The following is a 23,086-nucleotide window of genomic DNA, read 5'->3' as shown; positions in this document are numbered from 1 at the left end:
CGACGGGGGCCCGGGATTCGCAGGCAGCGTGGGGGTTACGCCCTCAGGGGAGGTCGACATACGACCGGCCCACGCGCCGACTCAGCACCACCGCGCCCCAAGCACCGCACCTCGCAGCTCTCCCTCGACGGGCTCCCGCCATTCGAGGGACCACCGCCTCGGACCGACGCAGTCGAGCGTCGGTCAGGACAGCACAACCGGTCGCCGAGCCAGACAGGCCGACGTCCGCTCCAGGGAAGGACCCTTAGTGAGCGACTCCACCGATCTGATGGGCGCGCGCCCGGACGCCGAGGCGTCGGACGCGGCCACCGCCCCCGCCGCCCCGGCACGGCGCCGCCGCAGCGCCGCCGCGGGCCTGGACGGCATGGTCCTGGCCGAGCTGCAGAAGCTCGCCGGGGACCTTGGCATCACCGGTACCGGACGCATGCGCAAGAGCCAGCTGATCGAGACCATCAAGGAGAAGAGCGGCGGGGACCCGCTGCTCGCCGCCGGTGGCGCCCCGGCCGCCGCCAAGCGCACCGCCGCCAAGGCGGACGCCGAGGCCCCGGCCGAGAAGCCGGCCCGCCGTACCAAGGCCGCCGCCAAGACGGCCGCCGAGGCCCCGGCCGAGACCGAGCCGCAGGCCCAGATCGAGATCCCGGTCCAGGCCGCCGCCGAGACCGCCGCGCCCGCCCGTACCGAGCGCACCCGCCGTCGGGCCACCTCGGCCGCCGGCGCGCCCACCGCCCCGGTCGCCGCCCCGGCCGCCGAGGCCGCGGCCGAGACCGCCGGCACCGTGGTCGCCGAGCCGAAGCAGGCCGAGGCCCGCCAGGCCGAGACCCGCGGCTTCGACCGCGAGGACGGCCGCGAGAGCCGCCGCGACCGCCGTGAGCGGCGCGAGCGCCGCGACACCGGTGACCGCCCCGAGCGCACCGAGCGCGCCGACCGCCCCGAGCGTGCCGAGCGTGCCGAGCGCCAGGAGGGCGGCGACGCCCAGGACGCCGACGGCCGCGAGTCGCGTCGCGACCGCCGCAACCGCCGCGAGCGGACCGACCGCCCCGAGCGCACCGAGCGCCAGGGCCAGCAGGGCCAGCAGCAGGGCGGCCAGGGCGAGCAGCAGAACCGCCAGGCCCCGCAGGCCCAGCAGCAGCCGCAGGCGCAGCAGGGCGGCTACGACGACGACGAGTTCGGCGAGGGCCGTCGCGGCCGTCGCGGCCGTTACCGCGACCGTCGGGGCCGTCGCGGCCGTGACGGCTTCGAGGCCGGCCCGGTCGAGACGCCGATCGGCGAGGACGACGTCCTGATCCCCGTCGCGGGCATCCTCGACATCCTCGACAACTACGCGTTCGTGCGCACCTCCGGCTACCTGCCGGGCCAGAACGACGTCTACGTCTCGCTCGCCCAGGTCCGCAAGAACGGCCTGCGCAAGGGTGACGCCATCACCGGCGCGGTGCGCCAGCCGCGTGACGGCGAGCGCCGCGAGAAGTTCAACGCCATGGTGCGGCTGGACTCCGTCAACGGCATGGACCCGGAGAGCGGTCGCGGCCGCCCCGAGTTCAACAAGCTCACCCCGCTCTACCCGCAGGAGCGGCTGCGCCTGGAGACCGACCCGGGCGTGCTGACCACCCGGATCATCGACCTCGTGTCGCCGATCGGCAAGGGCCAGCGCGGTCTGATCGTCGCGCCGCCGAAGACCGGCAAGACCATGGTGCTGCAGGCGGTCGCCAACGCGATCACCCACAACAACCCCGAGTGCCACCTGATGGTCGTCCTGGTCGACGAGCGTCCGGAAGAGGTCACCGACATGCAGCGGTCGGTGAAGGGCGAGGTCATCTCCTCGACCTTCGACCGCCCGGCCGAGGACCACACCACCGTCGCCGAGCTGGCCATCGAGCGCGCCAAGCGCCTGGTGGAGCTGGGCCACGACGTGGTCATCCTGCTGGACTCGATCACCCGCCTGGGCCGCGCCTACAACCTGGCGGCGCCGGCCTCCGGCCGCATCCTGTCCGGTGGTGTCGACTCGACCGCGCTCTACCCGCCGAAGAAGTTCTTCGGTGCCGCGCGCAACATCGAGAACGGCGGCTCGCTGACCATCCTGGCCACCGCGCTGGTCGAGACCGGCTCGCGGATGGACGAGGTGATCTTCGAGGAGTTCAAGGGCACCGGCAACATGGAGCTCAAGCTCGACCGGAAGCTCTCGGACAAGCGCATCTTCCCGGCCGTCGACGTGGACGCCTCCAGCACCCGCAAGGAGGAGATCCTGCTCGGCAGCGAGGAGTTGGCCATCGTCTGGAAGCTGCGCCGGGTGCTGCACGCGCTCGACTCGCAGCAGGCGATCGAGCTGCTCCTGGACAAGATGAAGCAGACCAAGAGCAACGCCGAGTTCCTGATGCAGATCGCCAAGACCACCCCCGGCTCCAACGACTGACCGTAGCCGGACGGTTGTCACGCACGGAACCCCGGATCGCGCGAGCGGTCCGGGGTTCCGCGCGTCCGGAGCGCTTTGTTCCAGAGTCGGGACAAGTTGAGGGCGTTTGGATCATCTTGTCCGATTTACTCTGGACCGTATGGCCGAGCACAAGAGGGTCCTGAGTCGCCGCCGCAAGATCCTGCGGACGGCCGCCTGCGCGTTCGCCGCGCTCGTCGTCCTCGGCGCCGGCGCGGCCGGCTTCGCGTACGTGAAGCTCAACGGCAACATCAAGAGCGTCGACATCGACGGCCGGCTGGGCACCGCCCGGCCGCCGGCCGCCACCGACGGCTCCTTCAACATCCTGGTGCTGGGCTCCGACTCGCGCAGCGGCGAGAACGGCGACCTGGCCGGCGGGAACACCGGCGACACCGCCCGCTCGGACACCGCGATGGTGGTGCACGTCAACCAGGACCACTCGAAGGCGCAGATCGTCTCGATCCCGCGCGACACCCTGGTCGCCCGCCCCGACTGCACCGACGCGAGCGGCCGGACCGTGGCCGGCGTCAAGCGCGCCATGTACAACAGCGCCTTCGAGACCGGCGGCGCGGCCTGCGCCGTCAAGACCACCGAGCAGCTCACCGGGCTGCGGATGGACCACTACCTGCAGATCGACTTCGCGGGCTTCGCCCGGGTCGTGGACGCGATAGGCGGGGCCACCGTGACCACCACGGTGGCCATCCACGACAAGGACAGCGGGCTCGACCTGCCGGCCGGGGAGCACCACCTGGACGGCCAGCAGGCCCTGGCCTTCGTCCGCACCCGGCACGGCGTCGGCGACGGCAGCGACCTCGGCCGGATCGAGCTCCAGAAGCAGATGGTGAAGTCGCTGCTCAAGCAGGCCGGCGGGGCCGGGATGTTCACCGACCCGGTCAAGCTGTGGTCGATCGGCGACACCGTGACCAAGAGCATCACCACCGACTCCGCGCTCGGCTCGGTGAACTCCCTGGTCGGGCTCGTCCAGGAGCTGAAGGGGATAGGCCCCGACCAGCTGAGCATGGTCACCCTGCCGGTGGAGACCGCCCCCAGCGACCCGAACCGGGTGGTCGAGCAGCAGCCGCAGGCCGACCAGGTCTGGGCGGCCCTCAAGGCCGACCAGGCGTTCCCGCAGACGGTTGTGTCGGCACAGCCCGAGAATCCCGCCCAGGCGGCCCCCACGGCCGCCTCGACGGCCCCCGCGAAGGACTCCGCGAAGGTCACCGGGAAGCCGACCCCGAAGGCCGGCGCCGTCCGCTGAGCGGCGCCCGGAATATCCCGGAACGGAACCCGGTTTGGGAAGATGCGGCCGGTCCTGGCAGACTGGTCCGTCGGTCCCGGTTCACGTGCGGCGCTCCAGCCGCCGACCCGGTGCCCTCCCGGAACCTAGGAGAAGCCTTGAAGCCCAACGTTCACCCCGAGTACGTGGTCACCCGTGTGACCTGCACCTGCGGCGCCGAGTTCACGACCCGCTCGACCGAGACCAGTGGCGAGATCCGCGCCGAGGTCTGCTCGCAGTGCCACCCGTTCTACACCGGCAAGCAGAAGATCCTCGACACCGGTGGCCGCGTGGCCCGCTTCGAGGCCCGCTTCGGCAAGCAGCACAGCGCGAAGGCCTAGCGCTCCCTCGGCGCCGGTTCCCGGCGCCCCCGTACTCGTTGTCGGGGGCGCCAGGGGGCCGGCGCCGTTCGCGTCCCCCCGCGCGTTCCGCCCCCGGAGCACCACCGGCCCGGCACACCGCGAGTCCCACCCGTTCCGCACCCCCTCACACGTTCCAGCCCCCGGGAAGAAGGCCACCCCATGTTCGAGGCAGTCGAAGAGCTCCTCGTCGAGCACGCCGACCTCGAGGCGAGGCTGGCCGACCCGTCCGTCCACGCCGACCAGAACAACGCCCGCAAGCTGGCCAAGCGCTACGCGGAGCTGACCCCGATCACGCGGGTCTACCGGCAGTGGCGGCAGGCCGGCGAGGACATCGAGGCCGCGCGCGAACTCGCCGCCGAGGAGCCGGAGTTCCTCGCCGAGGTGAAGGACTCCGAGGCGCGTCGCGACGAGCTGACCGAGGAGCTGCGGCTGCTGCTGGTCCCGCGCGACCCCAATGACGACAAGGACGTCATCCTGGAGATCAAGGCGGGCGAGGGCGGCGAGGAGTCCGCGCTGTTCGCCGGCGACCTGCTCCGGATGTACCTGCGCTTCGCCGAGCGGGTCGGCTGGAAGACCGAGCTCATCGACGCCAACGAGTCGGATCTCGGCGGCTACAAGGACGTCTCGGTGGCCGTGAAGACCAAGGGCAGCACCGAGCCCGGGCAGGGCGTCTGGGCCCGGCTGAAGTACGAGGGCGGCGTGCACCGCGTGCAGCGCGTCCCCGCCACCGAGTCCCAGGGCCGCATCCACACCTCCGCGGCGGGCGTGCTGGTCACCCCCGAGGCGGAGGAGGTCGAGGTCGAGATCCTCGCCAACGACCTGCGCATCGACGTCTACCGCTCCTCCGGCCCCGGCGGCCAGTCGGTCAACACCACCGACTCCGCGGTCCGGATCACCCACCTGCCGACCGGTATCGTGGCGTCCTGCCAGAACGAGAAGAGCCAGCTGCAGAACAAGGAGCAGGCGATGCGCATCCTGCGTTCGCGGCTGCTGGCCGCCGCGCAGGAGGAGGCCGAGCGCGAGGCCTCGGACGCGCGCCGCAGCCAGGTCCGCACGGTGGACCGCTCCGAGCGGATCCGGACGTACAACTACCCCGAGAACCGCATCTCGGACCACCGCACGGGGTTCAAGTCGTACAACCTGGACCAGGTCCTGGACGGTGACCTGAACGCGGTGATCCAGTCCTGCGTGGACAAGGACGCGGCGGTCAAGCTCGCCGCGGCCCAAGAGAACTGAGACCGGCGCGCCCCAGCCCACGCGCGGTCCGAAGCCGGAGCGCAGAAACAAGAGGTCGTACGGATGAACCTGCTGCTCGCCGAGGTGGCCCAGGCCACCCAGCGGTTGGCCGCGGCCGGAGTGCCGTCGCCGCGCTTCGACGCCGAGGAGCTCGCCGCGTACGTCCACAACGTCAAGCGCAGCCAGCTGCACACGGTGAAGGACGCCGACTTCGACGCCCGCTACTGGGAGGCGGTCTCGCGCCGCGAGGCGCGTGAGCCGCTCCAGCACATCACCGGGCGGGCGTTCTTCCGCTACCTCGAACTGGCGGTCGGCCCCGGGGTGTTCGTGCCCCGGCCGGAGACCGAGTCGGTCGTCGAGTGGGCCATAGACGCCGTACGCGACATGGACGTCGCCGAACCGCTGGTGGTGGACCTGTGCTCCGGCTCCGGCGCGATCGCCCTCGCCCTCGCCCAGGAGCTGCCGCGCTCGACCGTCCACGCCTTCGAGCTGGACGAGGGCGCGCTGGAGTACACCCGGCGCAACATCGAGGCCAGCCCGGACCGCGCCCGGGTCACCCTGCACGCCGGGGACGCCACCAAGGCCTTCGAGGGCGACCACTCCTGGGACGGCCGCTTCGACCTGGTCATCTCCAACCCGCCGTACATCCCGCTCACCGAGTGGGAGTACGTCGCGCCGGAGGCCCGCGACCACGACCCGCAGATGTCGCTGTTCTCCGGCGAGGACGGCCTCGACACCATCCGCGGCATCGAGCGGGTGGCCGCCCGGCTGCTGCGCCCGGGCGGCGCGGTGGTCATCGAGCACGCCGACCAGCAGGGCGGCCAGGTGCCGTGGATCTTCAACGAGGAACGCGGCTGGACGGACACCGCCGACCACCGCGACCTGAACAACCGGCCGCGCTTCACGACCGCCCGGAGGGTCGGGTCGTGAAGGATCTGGCACTGTACCACGGCCCGGAGGGTCGGGTCGTGAAGGACCGAGCACCGTACGACCGCCCGCAGGGCGGGGTCGTGACCATCGAGCGCGGCACGGCCGCCCGCCGGGCCGCGCCGTGACGACCGCTGTGACTGCCATGAGCCACTTCGGAAGGGGACCGCACCGATGAGCCGCCGCTACGACTGTGCCGATGCCGGGGACCGTGCCACCGGTCTGCGTGAGGCCGCCTCGGCCGTCCGCCGCGGCGAACTCGTCGTGCTGCCCACCGACACCCTGTACGGGGTCGGCGCGGACGCCTTCTCCCCGGAGGCCGTCGGCGAGCTGATGGCCGCCCGCGGCCGCGGCCGCAACACCCCGTCCCCGGTGCTGGTCGGCTCGCCGACCACTCTGCACGGCCTGGTCACCGACTTCTCCGAGCAGGCCTGGGAACTGGTCGACGCGTTCTGGCCCGGCGGGCTCACCCTGGTCGCCCGGCACCAGCCGTCGCTGCGCTGGGACCTCGGCGAGACCCGCGGCACCGTCGCGGTCCGGATGCCGCTGCACCCGGTCGCCATCGAGCTGCTGAACGCCACCGGTCCGATGGCCGTCTCCAGCGCCAACCGCATCGGCGGGCAGTCCCCGCTGAGCTGTGACGAGGCGCAGGCGCAGCTCGGCGACGCGGTCTCGGTCTACCTGGACGGCGGGGTGGCGGACCACTCCGCGGCCTCGTCCATCGTCGACGTCACCGGCAAGGTCCCGGTCCTGCTGCGGGCGGGCGCGATCAGCGTCGAGCAGCTGAGGGAGGTCGTCCCCGACCTGGAGGCCGGCAGTTGACGCCCACCGTTTCGCGCCATGCCGGTCCCGGCATAGCGCCGTACCTGAGCGTGGGCCCCAGGCCGCTGGACCACTTCCGGATCCTGTTCGTGTGCACCGGGAACATCTGCCGCTCGCCGATCGCCGAGCGGCTCACCCGGCGTGAGCTGGACGCCCGGCTGAGCCCCCGGGTGGCCGGGCGGATCCTGGTCGAGAGCGCCGGGACCTGGGGCCACGTGGGCGCGCCGATGGAGGACCACGCCGCGACGGTGCTCGACGAGTACGGCGCCGACAGCGGCGGCTTCACCGGGCGCGAGCTGCTGGACGAGCACGTGGTCGAGGCGGATCTGGTGCTCACCGCGACCCTGGACCACCGCGCCCAGGTGATCTCGATGGGCCACGAGGCGGGGCTGCGCACCTTCACGCTGAAGGAGTTCACCCGGCTGGTGCGGACGATCGACCCGGGCACGCTGCCCGACCCCCGGCGCGGCGCCGACGTCACCGAGCGGGCCCGCGCGCTGGTCCGGGCGGCCGCCGCGCTGCGCGGCTGGCTGCTGGCGGCCTCGCCGGAGTCGGACGAGGTGGACGACCCGTACGGGGCGCCGATCGGCATGTTCCGCAACTGTGGTGAGGAGATATTCCACGCGGTCGACCCGGTGGTCACCGCGCTCACGGGCGTGCAGGCGGGGCGCTGACGGCCGGACGCCCGCGCCGACGGCCGGGCGGTGGTGCCGACGGCCGAACGGCCGCGTCCCGGCGGGCCGGGCGGCGGCGGCGGTCCTAGGCTGGGATCCACCTCCCCCGGTCTCCGGCCGGGAGGAGCCGCCACCCGCAGCGCCCGGGAGCCCCGCCATGACCGTCACCGATGCCGCGACCGGCCCGACCGAGACGACGGGGCGCCCGTGGGCGTCCGAGGCGCTCTTCCGGGCGGATCCGCAGTTGGCCGACCTGCTGGCCGCGGAGGCCGAGCGGCGTGCCGAAACGATCCAGCTGCTGGCGGGGGAGAACCTCACCACCCCGGCGGTCCTGGCGGCCCTCACCGGCCCGCTGATCGACAAGTACGCCGAGGGCTACCCCGGCCGCCGCCACCACACCGGCTGCGCGCTGGCGGACGCCGCCGAACTGCTGGCGGTCGACCGGGCCCGCTCCCTGTTCGCCGCCCCGCACGCCAACGTCCAGCCCCGGTCGGTGACTTCGGCGATGCTGGCGGCGTACGCGGCACTGCTGAAGCCCGGTGACGGGGTGCTGGCGATGTCGCTGGAGCACGGCGGCCACCTCAGCTGCGGCTCGCGCGCCAACTTCTCCGGCCGCTGGTTCTCCTTCACCGGCTACGGCGTGCGCCCGGACGACGGGCTGATCGACCTCGACCAGGTGCGCGAACTGGCCCGGCTGCACCGTCCGAAGGCCATCGTGGCGGGCTCGATCTCCTACCCCCGGCACCCGGACTGGGCGGCCTTCCGGGAGATCGCCGACGAGGTGGACGCCTATCTGATCGCCTCCGCCGCGCAGACCACCGGTCTGGTCGCGGCCGGCGTCGCGCCCTCCCCGGTGCCGTACGCGGACGTCACCGTGGCGGCCACCCACAAGCTGCTGCGCGGCCCGCGCGGCGGCCTGCTGCTGTCCACCGCGCAACTGGCCGAGCGGATCGACCGCGCGGTGTTCCCGTTCAGCCAGGGCGGCGCGGCGATGAACGAGGTGGCCGGGAAGGCGGTCGCCCTCGCGGAGGCCTCGACGCCCGGCTACCGGGCGTACGCGGAGCGGACGGTGTCCGGAGCGCGGGTGCTGGCCGCAGGGCTCGCAGAGGCCGGAATGCGCCCCCTGACGGGCGGTACCGACACCCACCTGGTGACGGCCGACGTGAGCCCGCTGGGCGTGACCGGCGCCGAGGCGGAGCGCCGCTGCGCGGCGGCCGGGCTGCTGCTCGGCAAGTGCGCGCTGCCGTACGACCCGGCGCCGGCCGCCGAGGCCTCCGGGATCCGGCTCGGGACCGGCACGGTGACCAGCCAGGGGATGGGCGGGGCGGAGCTGGCCGAGATCGCCGGGCTGCTCGCGCGGGTGCTGTCCGGGGGCGCCGTGGCCCCGGTCGGGGAGCGGGTCCGGGAGCTGGCGCGGGCCTTCGCCGGCCGGTCCTGACGGCGGTCCGCCCCCGGGTATCCGGATCTCCTACCCGGGAGGGCGAACCGCGATGCACGTCCACGGCGTCCGACTCAATAAGGTGTGTGCCGTGGCGACGCACCTCGAACCCCGGGAAGGCAGGGGAGTACCTTCGGTACCCCCCCGTTCGACAGTGATGCAGGAGGCCAGTGGTGCGTGAGTATCTGCTGGTGCTGTTCTGCACCGCCGCCGTCACCTACCTTCTGACCGGCCCGGTCCGGAAGTTCGCCATCGCGGCCGGCGCGATGCCGCCGGTGCGCGCCCGCGACGTGCACCGCGAGCCCACCCCGCGGCTCGGCGGCATCGCGATGTTCGGCGGGCTCTGCGCGGGCATCCTGGTCGCCTCCCAACTCGACAACCTGAGCAAGGTGTTCAGCCAGGGCACCGACATCCGCGCGCTGCTGTCCGGTGCCGGGATCATGTGGCTGCTCGGGGTGCTCGACGACAAGTGGGGCGTGGACGCGCTGGTGAAGCTCGGCGGCCAGATGATCGCCGCCGGTGTGATGGTCTGGCAGGGCGTCACGGTGATCACCCTCCCGGTGCCCGGCTACGGCACGGTCGTGGTGAGCCCGACCCAGGGCATGGTCATCTCGGTCACCCTGGTCGTCGTCATGGTCAACGCGGTGAACTTCATCGACGGCCTGGACGGCCTGGCCGGCGGCATGGTCTGCATCGCGGCGATGGCCTTCTTCCTGTACAGCTACCGGCTCTGGTACGGCTACACGATCACCGACGCGGCCCCCGCCGTGCTGTTCAGCGTGCTGCTGATCGGCATGTGCCTGGGCTTCCTGGCGCACAACATGCACCCCGCGCGGATCTTCATGGGCGACTCCGGCTCGATGATGCTGGGCCTGATGCTGGCCGTGGCCGCGATCTCCATCACCGGCCGGGTCGACCCGGACCTGCTCAACAACGAGACCGGTTCGCAGACCGCCACCGTGCACGCCCTGGTGCCGATCTACATCCCGCTGCTGCTGCCGCTGACGGTCATCGCGCTGCCGCTGGCCGACCTGCTGCTCGCGGTGGTGCGCCGCACCTGGGCCGGCCAGTCGCCGTTCGCCGCCGACAAGCGACACCTGCACCACCGGCTGCTCCAGGTGGGGCACTCGCACAGCCGGGCGGTGCTGATCATGTACTTCTGGGCCGCGCTGATCGCGTTCGGCACGGTGGCCTTCTCGGTGACCAACACCGGCCGCACGGTGATCCTGACGCTCGCCGGGCTCTGCCTGGTCGGCCTGGTGGTGCTGCTGGTGCCGCGGTTCCGGCCGCGCGCGCCGCGGGCGGTGCAGTCCTTCGTCCCGCCGCGGTACCGCCGGCAGCGTTCCGGTCCGATGGCCGAACTGTCGGCGAAGGACAAGCAACTCCTGGGTGAAGCCGGCCGGGACTCCGCCGACGAGCGCGCCGACCACGGACCGGCCGGCGGCCGTCGCTGACAACGGAGTTGGCGATCCGTCGGATGGCTTCACCCGTACGGCGGATCCGTTGCGCCGTTGGTGTGACAGGTGCCACACATTCATGGTAAAGCTCTCATCAAATAGTTTGTGATACCGTTCACGAGTATCGAGAACACGCCGAAAGACCTGACAGGTGGATGACTTCCGTCCCTGTCGGTCTCCCTCGACGGGCCCGCCGTTCCAGCGGGCGGCCCGATGGCGATGCCTCGGTCCGGTGTCACCTGCCACCGCTGTGCCCGTCCCCCGCCATCGACATGCCGCCGGAGCTGCCGACATGCCGTCCACCGACGCCCGGATCCTCCGGGGCGCCGCGATCCCCACTGCGGTCGCCGGGATCATCGCCATGGCGATCTCCTTCGCCGTCGCCGGTGGGAAGGGATTGATCGGCGCCCTGTTCGGCGCGGTGCTCGTGATGGCCTTCTTCAGCTTCGGCCAGATCGCGCTCGACCGGCTGACCAGGTCGAACCCGCAGATGATGATGGCCGCGGGGCTGCTCGTCTACACCACGCAGATCCTGCTGGTCGGCATCGTCCTGGCCGTCTTCAAGAACACCGAGCTGTTCAACCGGCAGACCTTCGCCTTCACCCTGCTCGGCTGCGCGCTGATCTGGACGGGCTTCCAGGTGCGCGGTGCGCTCAAGGCCAAGACCTTCTACGTCGACACCGACGCCTCGGAAAAGAAGGGCGACAAGCCCTCCGACTCGGGGCGTCAACAGTGACGAGCCCCAACTGTCCCCCCAACGAGGGGGGCGGTGTTTATGCCGCACTGACGGGCTGCTATCGTCCGTCGCAACAACGGAGTACGGGAAGAGGCCAGGTCTGTCCGCACAGCGGACTGATCGCCCCCCGGATCCGCGCAGTCTTCGATGATCCCGCAGTAGTGCAGCGCACCGCCGTGCGGGGTCGGCGAGAAACCCATCAAGTTCCAGTGCCGCTCCGTGGCCGCAGGCCGCGCCGACACACCGAGGTTGCCGTATCCATGCGTCACGACGAAGGAGTCCGTGGTGAGTGCTGAACTCACGTCCCTCGCCTCAGGCAGTTGCCACTTCGGGGACGCTGGCTGCGGCTTCCCGGCCCCGGGGCTGAACGAGTTCCAGTTCAAGCCGATCTTCTCGATCGGTAGCGTCGAGTTCAACAAGCCGATGCTGCTGTCGATCATCGTCGCGCTGCTGGTCGTCGTCTTCTTCTGGGCCGCCTTCGCGAAGCCGCGCCTGGTCCCCGGCAAGCTGCAGCTGGTCGGCGAGATCGGTTACGACTTCGTCAAGCGTTCCATCGTGCTGGAGACGATCGGCAAAAAGGGCGAGAAGTACGTCCCGATGCTGGTCTCGATGTTCTTCTTCGTGTGGATGCTGAACATCATGTCGGTCATCCCGTTCGCACAGTTCCCTGTGTCGGCGGCGATCGCGTTCCCGGCCGGCCTCGCGGCGGTCGTGTGGATCACCTACATGACGCTGACCTTCAAGAAGCACGGCTTCGTCGGCGGTCTGAAGAACCTCTGCTGGCCCTCGGGCATCCCCGGCTGGGTCATGTTCATCCTGGTGCCGATCGAGTTCTTCTCGAACATCTTCGTGCGCCCCTTCACGCTCGCGGTCCGAGCCTTCGCGAACATGTTCGCCGGCCACCTGCTGATCGTGATGTTCTCCATCGCCTCCTGGTACCTGCTCAGCCCGACCCTGGGCGCGCTGTACGGCTCGGCGTCGTTCATCGTCGCCGTCGGCCTGACCGCCTTCGAGCTGCTGGTCCAGTTCCTGCAGGCCTACATCTTCGTGATGCTGGCCAGCAGCTACATCGCCGGCGCGCTGGAAGAAGCGCACTGAGCCCCGAGGCTCCGGCCTCCCATGAACCACCCCATCCGGATCGCCCGGTGGCCAATCACCACCGGTTCACCACCCCCTGCAAAGGACAATTGCAATGACCATGCTCGCTGCTGATGGCGTCGTCGGTTCCATCGCTTCCGTCGGCTACGGCCTCGCCGCGATCGGCCCCGGCATCGGCGTCGGTCTCATCTTCGGCAACGGCGTCCAGGCGATGGCCCGTCAGCCCGAGGCCGCCGGTCTGATCCGCTCGAACATGTTCATCGGCTTCGCGCTGACCGAGGCGCTCGCGCTCATCGGCATCGTCATGCCGTTCGTGTTCGGCACCGGCAAGTAATTCGGCCGTAGACCCTTTCTGAGGAAGGTCCAGATATGAGCATGGCGATCGTCCAGCTCGCGGCCGAGGAGAAGATGAACCCTCTCCTCCCCGCGTGGCCCGAGATCATCATCGGCCTGCTCTGCTTCTTCATCGTCTTCGGTCTGCTCGGCAAGAAGCTCCTCCCCAGCATCGAGAAGGTGCTGTCGGAGCGCCGGGACGCGATCGAGGGCGGGATGGAGCGCGCCGAGGCCGCTCAGGCGGAGGCCCAGGCCGTGCTTGAGCAGTACCGCGCCGAGCTCGCCGAGGCACGCCACGAGGCTGCCCGCATCGTCGAGCAGGCTCGCGAGCAGGGCGCCGCCCAGCTCACCGAGATGCGCGAGGAGGGCCAGCGTCAGCGCGAGGCCATCGTCGCGGCCGGTCACGCCCAGATCGAGGCGGACAAGAAGCAGGCGACTGCCGCCCTGCGTCAGGACGTGGGCTCGCTGGCCACCCAGCTGGCGTCCCGCATCGTGGGCGAGTCCCTTGAGGACCACGCCCGGCAGAGCGGCGTGATCGACCGCTTCCTGGACGAGCTGGAGGCCAAGGCCGCCGTTGCTCAGGGCGCGGCCAAGTGATCGGCGCCAGCCGTGAGGCCCTCGTGGCCGGCCGGCAGAACCTGGAGAGCCTGACCGACTCCACCTCGGTGGACGCGGCCAAGCTCGCCGAGGAGCTCACCGCCGTCACGGCCGTGCTGGACCGTGAGGTCTCGCTGCGCCGTGTCCTGACCGACCCGTCCCGGTCGGGCCAGGACAAGGCCCAGCTGGTCGCCTCGCTGCTGACCGGCCAGGTCTCCGGCACGGCCGTCGACCTGGTCTCCGGTCTGGTCCGCTCCCGCTGGTCGGGCTCGCGCGACCTGGTGGACGCGACCGAGGAGCTCGCCGCCTACGCGGAGATCATCGCCGCGGACAAGGCCGGCTCCCTGGACGACGTCGAGGACGAGCTCTTCCGCTTCGGCCGGGTGGTGAGCGGCTCGCACGAGCTGCGCGCCGCGCTGACCGAGCCGAAGGCCGGTGCCGTCGCCAAGGCCGAGCTGATCGGCAAGCTGCTCGGCGGTCGCGCCAACGCCGGCACCGTCCGGCTGGTCACCGCCGTCGTGAACGCGCCGCGTGGCCGTAGCCTGGAGCAGGGCCTGGAGTCCTACTCGAAGCTCGCCGCCGCGCGCCGCGACCGCATGGTGGCCCTGGTCACCACCGCGGTGCCGCTGTCGGACGTCCAGAAGGAGCGCCTGTCCGGCGCTCTGGCCCGGATGTACGGCCGCCAGGTCCACCTGAACATCGACGTCGACCCCGAGGTCGTCGGCGGCGTGCGGGTGCAGATCGGCGACGAGATCATCAACGGCACCGTGTCGAGCCGCCTCGACGGCGCTCGCCAGTCGCTCGAAGGCTGAGCAGCAGCACATCCGACCCTCGGTCGGGAAACCGGCTCCCCAAGGAGCCGGCACAACGTACGGCCGGTTCGACAGACCCGGCCGAGAGTCGAATACTTGCGGCCCTCAATGGCGGGCCGAGGATCGCAAACTAGGAGAGCAGGGAAGCCTGATGGCGGAGCTTACGATCCGTCCGGAGGAGATCCGGGACGCGCTGGCCGACTTTGTCCAGTCGTACCAGCCGGACGCCGCTTCTGTGGAAGAGGTCGGCAAGGTCACTGACGCGGCGGACGGTATCGCGCATGTCGAGGGCCTGCCCTCGGTCATGGCGAACGAGCTGCTGAAGTTCGAGGACGGCACGCTCGGCCTCGCGCTGAACCTCGACACCCGCGAGATCGGTGTCGTCGTCCTCGGTGAGTTCGGTGGCATCGAAGAGGGCCAGACCGTGCGCCGCACCGGCGAGGTCCTCTCGGTCCCCGTCGGCGACGGCTACCTCGGCCGCGTCGTGGACCCGCTGGGCAACCCGATCGACGGCCTCGGCGACATCGCCTCGACCGGTCGTCGTGCCCTGGAGCTGCAGGCCCCCGGCGTCATGGCCCGCAAGTCGGTCAAGCAGCCGCTGCAGACCGGCATCAAGGCCATCGACGCGATGACCCCGATCGGCCGCGGCCAGCGCCAGCTGATCATCGGCGACCGCCAGACCGGCAAGACCGCGGTGGCCGTCGACACGATCATCAACCAGCGCGACAACTGGCGCTCGGGCGACCCGGAGAAGCAGGTCCGCTGCATCTACGTCGCCGTGGGCCAGAAGGGCTCCACCATCGCGTCCGTCCGCGGCGCCCTGGAGGAGGCCGGCGCGCTGGAGTACACCACCATCGTGGCCGCTCCCGCGTCCGACCCGGCGGGCTTCAAGTACCTCGCCCCGTACACCGGTTCGGCCATCGGCCAGGAGTGGATGTACGACGGCAAGCACGTCCTCATCATCTTCGACGACCTGTCGAAGCAGGCCGAGGCGTACCGTTCCGTCTCCCTGCTGCTGCGCCGCCCGCCGGGCCGCGAGGCCTACCCGGGTGACGTCTTCTACCTGCACTCCCGTCTGCTGGAGCGCTGCGCCAAGCTGAACGACGCCCTCGGCGGCGGCTCGATGACCGGTCTGCCGATCATCGAGACCAAGGCCAACGACGTCTCGGCGTACATCCCGACCAACGTCATCTCCATCACCGACGGCCAGTGCTTCCTGGAGTCCGACCTGTTCAACGCCGGCATCCGCCCGGCCGTGAACGTCGGTATCTCGGTCTCCCGCGTCGGTGGCTCCGCCCAGATCAAGGCCATGCGCTCGGTCGCCGGCCGTCTGCGCCTGGACCTCGCCCAGTACCGTGAGCTGGAGGCCTTCGCCGGCTTCGGCTCCGACCTGGACGCGGCCTCCAAGGCCCAGCTGGAGCGCGGTGCGCGCATGGTCGAGCTGCTGAAGCAGGGCCAGTACCAGCCGTTCCCGGTCGAGGAGCAGGTCGTCTCCATCTGGGCCGGCACCACCGGCAAGCTGGACGACGTCCCGGTCGCCGAGATCCGCCGCTTCGAGCGTGAGTTCCTCGACCACGTCCGCCTGCAGCACAAGGACCTGCTCGCCGGCATCGTCGAGACCGGTCTGCTGGCCGAGGGCACCATCGACGCCCTGACCGGCGCGATCGAGGCCTTCAAGCAGGGGTACCAGACCGCCGACGGCAAGCTGCTCTCCGAGCAGGCCTGAGTCCGGTAGCGAGGGAAAGGACGTAACGACCCATGGGAGCACAGCTTCGGGTCTACAAGCGCCGGATCCGCTCTGTCACCGCGACGAAGAAGATCACCAAGGCGATGGAGATGATCTCCGCGGCGCGCATCGGCAAGGCGCAGCGCGCGGTGGCGGCCTCCGCTCCGTACGCCGATGAGCTCACCCGGGCGGTGACGGCGGTGGCCACCCGGTCCAACGCCAAGCACCCGCTCACCACCGAGAACCCGAACGCCACCCGCGCCGCCGTCCTGCTGATCACGGCGGACCGCGGCCTGGCCGGCGGTTACTCGTCCAACGCCATCAAGGCCTCGCTGGCGCTCTCCGAGCGCCTGCGCGGCGAGGGCAAGGACGTCGTGACCTACATCGTCGGTCGGAAGGGTCTGTCGTACTACACCTTCCGCAACCTGGCGGTGGGGAACTCGTGGACGGGCTTCTCGGACAAGCCGACCTACGGCGACGCGAAGACGGTGGCGGCCGAGCTGATCGAGGCCTTCACGGCCGAGACCGGCGGCGTGGACGAGCTCCACGTGGTCTCGACCAAGTTCGTGTCCATGCTGACGCAGGACGCGGTGGACGCGCGGCTGCTGCCGCTGAAGCTGGACGAGGTCCAGCTCAGCGACGAGACGCCGGCCAAGTCGGAGATCTTCCCGCTGTACGACTTCGAACCGTCGGCGGAGGGCGTCCTCGACGCACTGCTGCCGCGGTACGTCGAGAGCAGGATCTACAACGCGCTGCTGCAGTCGGCCGCTTCCGAGCACGCCGCCCGCCGCCGCGCGATGAAGAGCGCGACGGACAACGCCGGCGAGCTCATCAAGTCGCTCACGCGGCTTGCCAACTCGGCCCGTCAGGCCGAGATCACCCAGGAAATCAGCGAGATCGTCGGCGGTGCCAACGCCCTCGCCGACGCTAGCCGCGGGAGCGAATGAGTATGACCACCACTGTTGAGCCGACCACGGCGACGGGCCGCGTCGCGCGGGTCATCGGCCCGGTCGTCGACGTGGAGTTCCCCGTCGACGCGATTCCGGACATGTTCAACGCCCTGCACGTCGAGGTGGACAACCCCGACGGCACGGGCAAGAAGACCCTCACCCTCGAGGTCGCCCAGCACCTCGGCGACGGCATGGTCCGCGGCATCTCGATGCAGCCGACCGACGGCCTGGTCCGTGGCGCGCAGGTCAGCGACACCGGCGCGGCCATCTCCGTGCCGGTCGGCCAGATCACCAAGGGCAAGGTCTTCAACGCCCTCGGTGACGTGCTGAACGTCGACAAGGACGAGTTCGAGTCCCAGGTCGAGGTCCGGTGGCCGATCCACCGCAAGGCCCCGGCGTTCAAGGACCTCGAGTCCAAGACCGAGATGTTCGAGACCGGCATCAAGGTCATCGACCTTCTCACCCCGTACGTCACGGGTGGCAAGATCGGTCTGTTCGGTGGTGCCGGTGTCGGCAAGACCGTTCTGATCCAGGAGATGATCTACCGCGTCGCCGAGAACTTCGGTGGTGTGTCGGTGTTCGCCGGCGTCGGCGAGCGCACCCGTGAGGGCAACGACCTCATCGACGAGATGGTCGACTCGGGCGTTCTGGACAAGACCGCGCTGGTCTTCGGCCAGATGGACGAGCCGCCGGGCACCCGTCTGCGCGTCGCGCTGTCCGCGCTGACCATGGCGGAGTACTTCCGTGACGTCGAGAAGCAGGACGTGCTCCTCTTCATCGACAACATCTTCCGGTTCACCCAGGCCGGTTCCGAGGTGTCGACCCTGCTCGGCCGCATGCCCTCCGCGGTGGGCTACCAGCCGAACCTGGCCGACGAGATGGGCCTCCTCCAGGAGCGCATCACCTCGACCCGCGGTCACTCGATCACCTCGATGCAGGCGATCTACGTCCCCGCGGACGACCTGACCGACCCGGCCCCGGCCACCACCTTCGCCCACCTGGACGCGACGACCGTTCTGTCGCGCCCGATCTCGGAGAAGGGCATCTACCCGGCCGTCGACCCGCTGGACTCCACGTCCCGCATCCTCGACCCGCGGTACATCGCGCAGACCCACTACGACACGGCCCTCCGTATCAAGGGGATCCTGCAGAAGTACAAGGACCTCCAGGACATCATCGCCATCCTCGGTATGGACGAGCTGTCCGAAGAGGACAAGATCACGGTGCACCGCGCCCGTCGCATCGAGCGCTTCCTCTCGCAGAACACCTACGTGGCGAAGCAGTTCACCGGTGTCGAGGGCTCGACCGTGCCGCTGTCGGAGACCATCGAGGCCTTCAACTCGATCGCCGACGGCAAGTACGACTCCGTCCCGGAGCAGGCCTTCTTCATGTGCGGTGGCATCGAGGACCTCGAGAAGAACGCCGCCGAGCTGGCGAAGAAGTAATCGCGGCCGGTAGCAGCCGACTGTGACCGTGAGGGGTGGGACCCAACCCTGGGACCCACCCCTCGCGTCGCATCGGCTGTGATTCCGGTCAAATCCGTGCCGCCGGTTTCATGCCGGGGGCGCGGGGCCGTTATTCTTACCGAAACTCCCGAGTAATCGGGGGTTGCATGAGCCTAGGAGCCCACGTTGGCTGAGCTGCACGTCGAGCTGGTCGCAGCCGACCGCAAGGTGTGGTCCGGTGCGGCCACCATCGTCGTCGCCCGTACGGCCTCCGGTGACACCGGCATCATGCCGGGCCACACCCCGGTACTGAGCGTGCTGGAGACCGGTCCGGTCACCATCCGCACGGTGGACGGCGGCACTGTGATCGCCGCGGTGCACGGCGGCTTCATCTCCTTCGCCGACAACAAGCTGTCTCTGCTCGCGGAGATCGCCGAGCTGGCGGACGAGATCGACGTCGCGCGTGCCGAGCGCGCACTGGAGCAGGCCCAGTCCGACCTGGACGCGCACGCCGAGCGTCGCGCCGAGGTCCGACTGTTCGCGGCGCGCGGCCTCAAGGCGCACGCCTGAGTGTGCCTGACCCCCGGCTTGGCGGGGTCGACCGACGGTCCCGGGGACGCGTGAGCGTGACCCCGGGACTGTCGTCGTAGTTGGTAGGTCAGCGCGGTCGCTTGATACGACCGCTACGGGGAACGCGGGTAGCGAGGAGGTAGGTGAGCATGGTCCTCGCGCTTGTGGTGTGTGCGGTGGTCGTGGCACTGGGTGTGATCGGCCTGATGGCCTTCGCCGTCCGGCGCCGCCTGATCCAGCGGGTCGGCGGCACCTTCGACTGCAGTTACCGGCTCAAAATGCCGGCGGACGCCTCGACGCAGCCCGACCTCGACGAGAACGGCAAACCCACCTCAGCCCCGGTCCCCCCGACCGACGGCAAGGGGTGGGTTTTTGGTATCGGCCGCTACAGCGGCGACTCCATCGAGTGGTTCCGGGTCTTCTCCTACGCCCCGCGTCCGCGCAAGCTGCTGCCGCGCCGGGAGATCGAGGTGCTCGGCCGGCGCTACCCCGAGGGCCAGGAGGAGCTGGCGCTGCTCTCCGGCTCGGTGGTGCTGCGCTGCCTGCACAGCGGGACGCCGCTGGAACTGGCGATGAGCGAGGACGCCCTCACCGGCTTCCTCGCCTGGCTGGAAGCCGCCCCGCCCGGGCAGAGGGTCAACGTCGCGTAGCGACGAGACCCTCGGGGTGGGGGTGCCCCCGGCCGGAGGCTGGGGGAGGGTCAACGTCGCGTAGCGACGAGACTCTCGGGATGGGGGTCCCCCCGGCCGGAGGCTGGGGGAGGGTCAACGTCGCGTAGCGACGGGACCCTCGGGGCGGGGAAGGGTTAACGCGGCTTAACGTCCCCGGCTAGGGTGGCCGCATGGTCAATCTGACGCGCATCTACACCCGTACCGGCGATGACGGCACCACCGCGCTCGGCGACATGAGCCGGACCACCAAGACCGATCCCCGGCTGATCGCCTACGCCGACACCAACGAGGCGAACGCGGCGATCGGGGTGGCGCTGGCGGTCGGCGCGCTGTCCGAGGACGTGGCGGCGGTGCTCGTCCGGGTCCAGAACGACCTGTTCGACGTCGGCGCGGACCTGTCCACCCCGGTGGTCGAGGACCCGAAGTACCCGCCGCTGCGGGTGCTCCAGTCCTACGTCGACCGGCTGGAGGGGGACTGCGACCACTACCTGGAGCAGGTGGAGAAGCTGCGCAGCTTCATCCTGCCCGGTGGCACGCCCGGCGCGGCCCACCTGCACCTGGCCTGCACGGTGGTGCGGCGGGCCGAGCGGTCCACCTGGGCGGCGATCGCGGAGCACGGGGACACCGTCAACCCGCTGACCGCGAAGTACCTCAACCGGCTCTCCGACCTGCTGTTCATCCTGGCCCGGGTGGCCAACAAGGAGCGCGGCGACGTGCTCTGGGTCCCGGGCGAGAACCGCTAGGACCGCCAGGGCCGGTCAGGACCGGTCAGGACCGGGCCCGGCCTTCTCGGCCACCCGGTCGGCCCCGACGGCCCGGCCGTCCTCGACCACCGTGCCGGCCGGCGGCTCCTTGGGCCACAGCGAGTAGCAGCCGGCCACGACCACGTTGACCACGGCGGCGATGCCCAGCTTGATGTACCACTGCAGGAACGTGCCGTAGTGGGCGGAGCCCGCGGAGAGCGGGACGAGCAGGGTGATCAGGGTGAGCGTGATGGCCGAGGAGACGACGGTGCGGCCGGCGATCCGCCACTCGTGCCTGGTCCGTTCCGGGCCGTACTTGGGCGCGGGCAGGGGCTTGGGGCCGCCGGCGAAGCGGTGCAGGAAGTGGCGGTCGGCCCAGGCGACCAGCGAGGGCCCGTAGCCGACGGAGAAGCCCGCGTAGCTCGCGGCGAGGGCGTGCGTCCAGCTCGCCTCGGTGCCGTTCCTCAGGTCGAGCACGGTGAGCGCGTAGAGGACGAGGTCGACCACCGGGAGGCCGAGCAGCAGGACGGTGCCGGTGCGGCGCCACCGCAGCAGGTAGCGGGCGCAGAGGGCCAGGCCGAGCACGATCCACCAGGAGATCTCGGCCGCGACGACGAGGGTGACGATCACGATGTGCTCCAGGGCGTTCGGCGGTATGTCCAGCCTGGTCGGCGGGGGTGCGGGTGTCGTCGTCGCCCGGTGCCGTCCGGGACTGCACCTTTCGATGTAGCGGGCTCCTCCGTGGACCGGAGTCGGGCGGTCTGTCGGGATGGTGGGATGGGGGTGTGCCCGCTCCGTCCCTCTCCCCCCGTCGGCTCGACCGGCTGATCGCCCTGTGCGGCCTGCTCGGCGGCACGGTCCTGATCGTCTTCCGGGTGTACGAGAACGCCGACCGCGTGCCGCTGTGGGCGGTCGTGCTGCCGATGCTGGTGATGGCCGGGCTTGAGCTGTGCCGGCGGAGCAGACCGGTGCTCGCGGTGACGCTCGGCGGGCTGGCCTTCGCGGCGAGCCTGTTCACCGGCAGCCTGCTGGCGACGCTGATCATGTACACCGACCTGCTGTACGCGGCGGTGATCTACGGCAGCCGCCGGATGTCCCGGGTGCTGCACCTGACCGGCGGGTCGACCGTGCTGGTGCTCTCCAGCCTGGCCTGGTACGCCGGCGGCACCGCGGCCGGGCTGCTGGTCGCGGTGGTCAGCTCGCTGGTCTTCCTGGCGCCGGTGTGGACCGGTGACGTGGTGCGCAAGCACCGGGAGGAGGCGGAGACCGAGCGGCTGCGGGCCGAACAGACCGCGCTGCTCTCGGAGATGGACCGGCGGGAGGCGATCGGCGCCGAACGGGCGCGGATGGCACGGGAGTTGCACGACGTGGTGGCCAACCACCTGTCGGCGATCGCGATCCACGCCACCGGCGCGCAGTCCGTCGCCAAGCGCCGGGGCATGCCCGGGGACGATCCGCTGGTGGAGGTGCTGGCGGTGATCCGGGAGAACAGCGTCCAGGGATTGGCCGAAATGCGCCGCATGATCGGGCTGCTCAGGGACAGCGGCGGGGGAGAGGTCGACGAGTCCTACGCGGCGCCCGACCTCGCCGCGGTGGACGCCCTGCTGGCCAAGGCGCGGGCGGCGGGCCAGGACGTCGGGCTGGAGTTCGAGCTGGCCGAGCACGGCGAGCGCGGGGAGGTGCCGGTGCCGGTCGGCCTGGCCGCGTACCGGATCGTCCAGGAGTCGCTGACCAACGCGCTCAAGCACGCCGGGCCCGGACTGGTGCGGCTGCGGCTGGAGTTCGGCCCGGAGGACCTGCGGATCACCGTCGACAGCCCGTACCGCGCCGAGCCGGGCCGCGGCCTGCCCGGCGCCCGGGCCGGACTGGTGGGCATGGGGGAGCGGGCCGGACTGCTCGGCGGCACCTTCGAGGCCGGGCCGAAGGACGGGTACTGGAGCGTGCGCGCGGTGCTGCCGCGGGTGCGGGAGAGCGAGGGGCGGGCATGACGATCCGGGTGCTGGTGGCGGAGGACCAGGCGGCGGTACGGGCGGCGCTGGTGATGATCCTGCGTGCCGAGCCGGATTTCGACGTGGTCGGGCAGGCCGCCGACGGTGAGGAGGCCGTCCGGATGGCGCTGGAGCTGCGGCCGGACGTGGTCCTGATGGACGTGCAGATGCCCCGGCTGGACGGCGTCTCGGCGACCCGTGAGGTGGTGGCCGCCGGGGCCGCCCAGGTGCTGGTGCTGACCACCTTCGACCTGGACGAGTACGTCTACGGCGCGCTGCGGGCCGGCGCGGCCGGGTTCCTGCTCAAGGACCTGGAGGCGGACACCCTGGTCGAGGGCATCCGGACGGTGGCGCGCGGGGACGGCATGCTGGCGCCCTCGGTGACCAGGCGGCTGATCGGGACCTTCGCCCGCCCGGAGCGGCAGGTCGGCCCGGAGGCCAGGGAGGCGGTGGCCGGGCTGACCGTCCGTGAGCGGGAGGTGCTGGCCTGCCTCGGGGCGGGGCTGTCCAACGGGGAGATCGCGTCCCGGCTGGCGATGGCGGAGGCGACCACGAAGACGCACGTCAGCCGGATCCTGGCGAAGCTGCGGCTGCGCAGCAGGGTGCAGGCGGCGATCCTGGCCCAGGACCTCGGTCTGACCATCTGATCTACTACTTGGGCGACTGACAAGGTCGGTTGCAGATCACACTCCCGATCGCTATTGCCCGGGGGATTCCGGCATTAGAGTCCCGGAAACGAGCGATGCGGCTCCATGGCGGTGATCCCTGCCCTGAGCCGCCTTCAGGGCCCGCCCGCGAGG

24 protein-coding genes are annotated in these 23,086 nt (G+C 70.9%); 23 read left to right on the top strand and 1 reads right to left on the bottom strand.

Annotated features, from left to right (window positions below; all coding sequences use genetic code 11):
• Positions 1-247: 247 nt before the first annotated feature.
• The 21 genes from rho to ACFQ6N_RS21015 all read left to right on the top strand — a co-directional run bounded on the left by rho (position 248) and on the right by ACFQ6N_RS21015 (position 20,298).
• Positions 248-2,407 carry a transcription termination factor Rho gene (rho, locus tag ACFQ6N_RS21115; RefSeq protein ID WP_380650955.1) on the top strand — a complete coding sequence of 720 codons (2,160 nt, stop codon included), beginning with the start codon at positions 248-250 and terminating at the stop codon, positions 2,405-2,407.
• A gap of 139 nt (positions 2,408-2,546) precedes the next feature.
• A complete protein-coding gene (locus ACFQ6N_RS21110; RefSeq protein ID WP_380650952.1) occupies positions 2,547-3,683 on the top strand; it encodes an LCP family protein in 1,137 nt (378 codons plus the stop codon).
• 137 nt (positions 3,684-3,820) lie between these two features.
• Positions 3,821-4,042: a 50S ribosomal protein L31 gene (gene rpmE, locus ACFQ6N_RS21105; RefSeq protein ID WP_030057539.1), complete on the top strand. Its 222-nt coding sequence runs from the start codon at positions 3,821-3,823 to the stop codon at positions 4,040-4,042.
• A 180-nt stretch (positions 4,043-4,222) separates the two neighbouring features.
• The gene (gene prfA, locus ACFQ6N_RS21100) at positions 4,223-5,299 is read left to right on the top strand and encodes a peptide chain release factor 1 (protein ID WP_380650949.1); all 1,077 of its coding nucleotides are present in this window, start codon (positions 4,223-4,225) and stop codon (positions 5,297-5,299) included.
• Between the two features lie 63 nt (positions 5,300-5,362).
• Positions 5,363-6,229: a peptide chain release factor N(5)-glutamine methyltransferase gene (gene prmC, locus ACFQ6N_RS21095; protein ID WP_380650946.1), complete on the top strand. Its 867-nt coding sequence runs from the start codon at positions 5,363-5,365 to the stop codon at positions 6,227-6,229.
• Positions 6,226-6,354, top strand: a complete 129-nt coding sequence (locus ACFQ6N_RS21090) for a hypothetical protein (protein ID WP_380650943.1) — start codon at positions 6,226-6,228, stop codon at positions 6,352-6,354. Before prmC ends, ACFQ6N_RS21090 begins: the two co-directional genes overlap by 4 nt.
• A 46-nt stretch (positions 6,355-6,400) precedes the next feature.
• Positions 6,401-7,048: an L-threonylcarbamoyladenylate synthase gene (locus ACFQ6N_RS21085; RefSeq protein ID WP_380650941.1), complete on the top strand. Its 648-nt coding sequence runs from the start codon at positions 6,401-6,403 to the stop codon at positions 7,046-7,048.
• A gap of 32 nt (positions 7,049-7,080) precedes the next feature.
• Positions 7,081-7,722 (top strand): protein-tyrosine-phosphatase, encoded by a 642-nt coding sequence (locus tag ACFQ6N_RS21080; RefSeq protein WP_380651054.1) that lies wholly within the window; start codon positions 7,081-7,083, stop codon positions 7,720-7,722.
• A 157-nt stretch (positions 7,723-7,879) separates the two neighbouring features.
• Positions 7,880-9,160 (top strand): serine hydroxymethyltransferase, encoded by a 1,281-nt coding sequence (gene glyA, locus ACFQ6N_RS21075; protein ID WP_380650938.1) that lies wholly within the window; start codon positions 7,880-7,882, stop codon positions 9,158-9,160.
• 173 nt (positions 9,161-9,333) lie between these two features.
• Complete coding sequence (locus ACFQ6N_RS21070; protein WP_380650935.1) at positions 9,334-10,614, top strand: MraY family glycosyltransferase; 1,281 nt, start codon at positions 9,334-9,336, stop codon at positions 10,612-10,614.
• A gap of 295 nt (positions 10,615-10,909) precedes the next feature.
• Positions 10,910-11,353 carry a hypothetical protein gene (locus ACFQ6N_RS21065; RefSeq protein WP_380650932.1) on the top strand — a complete coding sequence of 148 codons (444 nt, stop codon included), beginning with the start codon at positions 10,910-10,912 and terminating at the stop codon, positions 11,351-11,353.
• A 285-nt stretch (positions 11,354-11,638) separates the two neighbouring features.
• A complete protein-coding gene (gene atpB, locus ACFQ6N_RS21060) occupies positions 11,639-12,451 on the top strand; it encodes a F0F1 ATP synthase subunit A (RefSeq protein WP_380650930.1) in 813 nt (270 codons plus the stop codon).
• Positions 12,452-12,545: 94 nt separating this feature from the next.
• Positions 12,546-12,785: an ATP synthase F0 subunit C gene (gene atpE / locus ACFQ6N_RS21055; protein WP_030057531.1), complete on the top strand. Its 240-nt coding sequence runs from the start codon at positions 12,546-12,548 to the stop codon at positions 12,783-12,785.
• A gap of 41 nt (positions 12,786-12,826) precedes the next feature.
• A complete protein-coding gene (locus ACFQ6N_RS21050) occupies positions 12,827-13,381 on the top strand; it encodes a F0F1 ATP synthase subunit B (protein WP_380651051.1) in 555 nt (184 codons plus the stop codon).
• The gene (locus ACFQ6N_RS21045) at positions 13,378-14,193 is read left to right on the top strand and encodes a F0F1 ATP synthase subunit delta (protein WP_380650927.1); all 816 of its coding nucleotides are present in this window, start codon (positions 13,378-13,380) and stop codon (positions 14,191-14,193) included. The genes ACFQ6N_RS21050 and ACFQ6N_RS21045 overlap by 4 nt, the downstream gene beginning before the upstream one ends.
• Positions 14,194-14,344: 151 nt before the next feature.
• Complete coding sequence (gene atpA, locus ACFQ6N_RS21040; protein WP_380650925.1) at positions 14,345-15,919, top strand: F0F1 ATP synthase subunit alpha; 1,575 nt, start codon at positions 14,345-14,347, stop codon at positions 15,917-15,919.
• Positions 15,920-15,951: 32 nt separating this feature from the next.
• Positions 15,952-16,866 (top strand): F0F1 ATP synthase subunit gamma, encoded by a 915-nt coding sequence (locus tag ACFQ6N_RS21035; RefSeq protein ID WP_380650923.1) that lies wholly within the window; start codon positions 15,952-15,954, stop codon positions 16,864-16,866.
• A gap of 2 nt (positions 16,867-16,868) precedes the next feature.
• The gene (gene atpD, locus ACFQ6N_RS21030; RefSeq protein WP_380650921.1) at positions 16,869-18,314 is read left to right on the top strand and encodes a F0F1 ATP synthase subunit beta; all 1,446 of its coding nucleotides are present in this window, start codon (positions 16,869-16,871) and stop codon (positions 18,312-18,314) included.
• A 186-nt stretch (positions 18,315-18,500) separates the two neighbouring features.
• Positions 18,501-18,884 (top strand): F0F1 ATP synthase subunit epsilon, encoded by a 384-nt coding sequence (locus tag ACFQ6N_RS21025; RefSeq protein WP_350504372.1) that lies wholly within the window; start codon positions 18,501-18,503, stop codon positions 18,882-18,884.
• A 149-nt stretch (positions 18,885-19,033) separates the two neighbouring features.
• Positions 19,034-19,534 (top strand): DUF2550 domain-containing protein, encoded by a 501-nt coding sequence (locus ACFQ6N_RS21020; protein WP_380650919.1) that lies wholly within the window; start codon positions 19,034-19,036, stop codon positions 19,532-19,534.
• 191 nt (positions 19,535-19,725) lie between these two features.
• Positions 19,726-20,298 (top strand): cob(I)yrinic acid a,c-diamide adenosyltransferase, encoded by a 573-nt coding sequence (locus ACFQ6N_RS21015; RefSeq protein WP_380650917.1) that lies wholly within the window; start codon positions 19,726-19,728, stop codon positions 20,296-20,298.
• Between the two features lie 15 nt (positions 20,299-20,313).
• Here the strand turns inward: ACFQ6N_RS21015 and ACFQ6N_RS21010 are convergent, their stop codons facing one another.
• Positions 20,314-20,928 carry a hypothetical protein gene (locus tag ACFQ6N_RS21010; RefSeq protein WP_380650915.1) on the bottom strand — a complete coding sequence of 205 codons (615 nt, stop codon included), beginning with the start codon at positions 20,926-20,928 and terminating at the stop codon, positions 20,314-20,316.
• A gap of 155 nt (positions 20,929-21,083) precedes the next feature.
• On the opposite strand from ACFQ6N_RS21010, the gene ACFQ6N_RS21005 reads away from it, so the two are divergent.
• Entirely contained in the window at positions 21,084-22,286 is a 1,203-nt protein-coding gene (locus tag ACFQ6N_RS21005) for a sensor histidine kinase (RefSeq protein WP_380650913.1), read from the top strand.
• Positions 22,283-22,933, top strand: a complete 651-nt coding sequence (locus tag ACFQ6N_RS21000; RefSeq protein WP_380650911.1) for a response regulator — start codon at positions 22,283-22,285, stop codon at positions 22,931-22,933. The genes ACFQ6N_RS21005 and ACFQ6N_RS21000 overlap by 4 nt, the downstream gene beginning before the upstream one ends.
• Positions 22,934-23,086 lie beyond the last annotated feature (153 nt).

Source organism: Kitasatospora sp. NPDC056446 (genome assembly GCF_042796115.1).
GTDB lineage: Bacteria > Actinomycetota > Actinomycetes > Streptomycetales > Streptomycetaceae > Kitasatospora.
The sequence above is the reverse complement of the archived record's forward strand: the minus strand, read 5'-3'. Positions and strand labels throughout refer to the sequence as shown.

Excerpts from the sequence above, each read along its gene's own strand:
- ACFQ6N_RS21110 (WP_380650952.1), top strand. The coding sequence starts at position 2,547 with ATGGCCGAGCACAAGAGGGTCCTGAGTCGCCGCCGCAAGATCCTGCGG.
- prfA (WP_380650949.1), top strand. The coding sequence starts at position 4,223 with ATGTTCGAGGCAGTCGAAGAGCTCCTCGTCGAGCACGCCGACCTCGAG.
- prmC (WP_380650946.1), top strand. The coding sequence starts at position 5,363 with ATGAACCTGCTGCTCGCCGAGGTGGCCCAGGCCACCCAGCGGTTGGCC.
- ACFQ6N_RS21085 (WP_380650941.1), top strand. The coding sequence starts at position 6,401 with ATGAGCCGCCGCTACGACTGTGCCGATGCCGGGGACCGTGCCACCGGT.
- glyA (WP_380650938.1), top strand. The coding sequence starts at position 7,880 with ATGACCGTCACCGATGCCGCGACCGGCCCGACCGAGACGACGGGGCGC.
- ACFQ6N_RS21065 (WP_380650932.1), top strand. The coding sequence starts at position 10,910 with ATGCCGTCCACCGACGCCCGGATCCTCCGGGGCGCCGCGATCCCCACT.
- atpE (WP_030057531.1), top strand. The coding sequence starts at position 12,546 with ATGACCATGCTCGCTGCTGATGGCGTCGTCGGTTCCATCGCTTCCGTC.
- ACFQ6N_RS21050 (WP_380651051.1), top strand. The coding sequence starts at position 12,827 with ATGGCGATCGTCCAGCTCGCGGCCGAGGAGAAGATGAACCCTCTCCTC.
- atpA (WP_380650925.1), top strand. The coding sequence starts at position 14,345 with ATGGCGGAGCTTACGATCCGTCCGGAGGAGATCCGGGACGCGCTGGCC.
- ACFQ6N_RS21035 (WP_380650923.1), top strand. The coding sequence starts at position 15,952 with ATGGGAGCACAGCTTCGGGTCTACAAGCGCCGGATCCGCTCTGTCACC.
- atpD (WP_380650921.1), top strand. The coding sequence starts at position 16,869 with ATGACCACCACTGTTGAGCCGACCACGGCGACGGGCCGCGTCGCGCGG.
- ACFQ6N_RS21020 (WP_380650919.1), top strand. The coding sequence starts at position 19,034 with ATGGTCCTCGCGCTTGTGGTGTGTGCGGTGGTCGTGGCACTGGGTGTG.
- ACFQ6N_RS21015 (WP_380650917.1), top strand. The coding sequence starts at position 19,726 with ATGGTCAATCTGACGCGCATCTACACCCGTACCGGCGATGACGGCACC.
- ACFQ6N_RS21000 (WP_380650911.1), top strand. The coding sequence starts at position 22,283 with ATGACGATCCGGGTGCTGGTGGCGGAGGACCAGGCGGCGGTACGGGCG.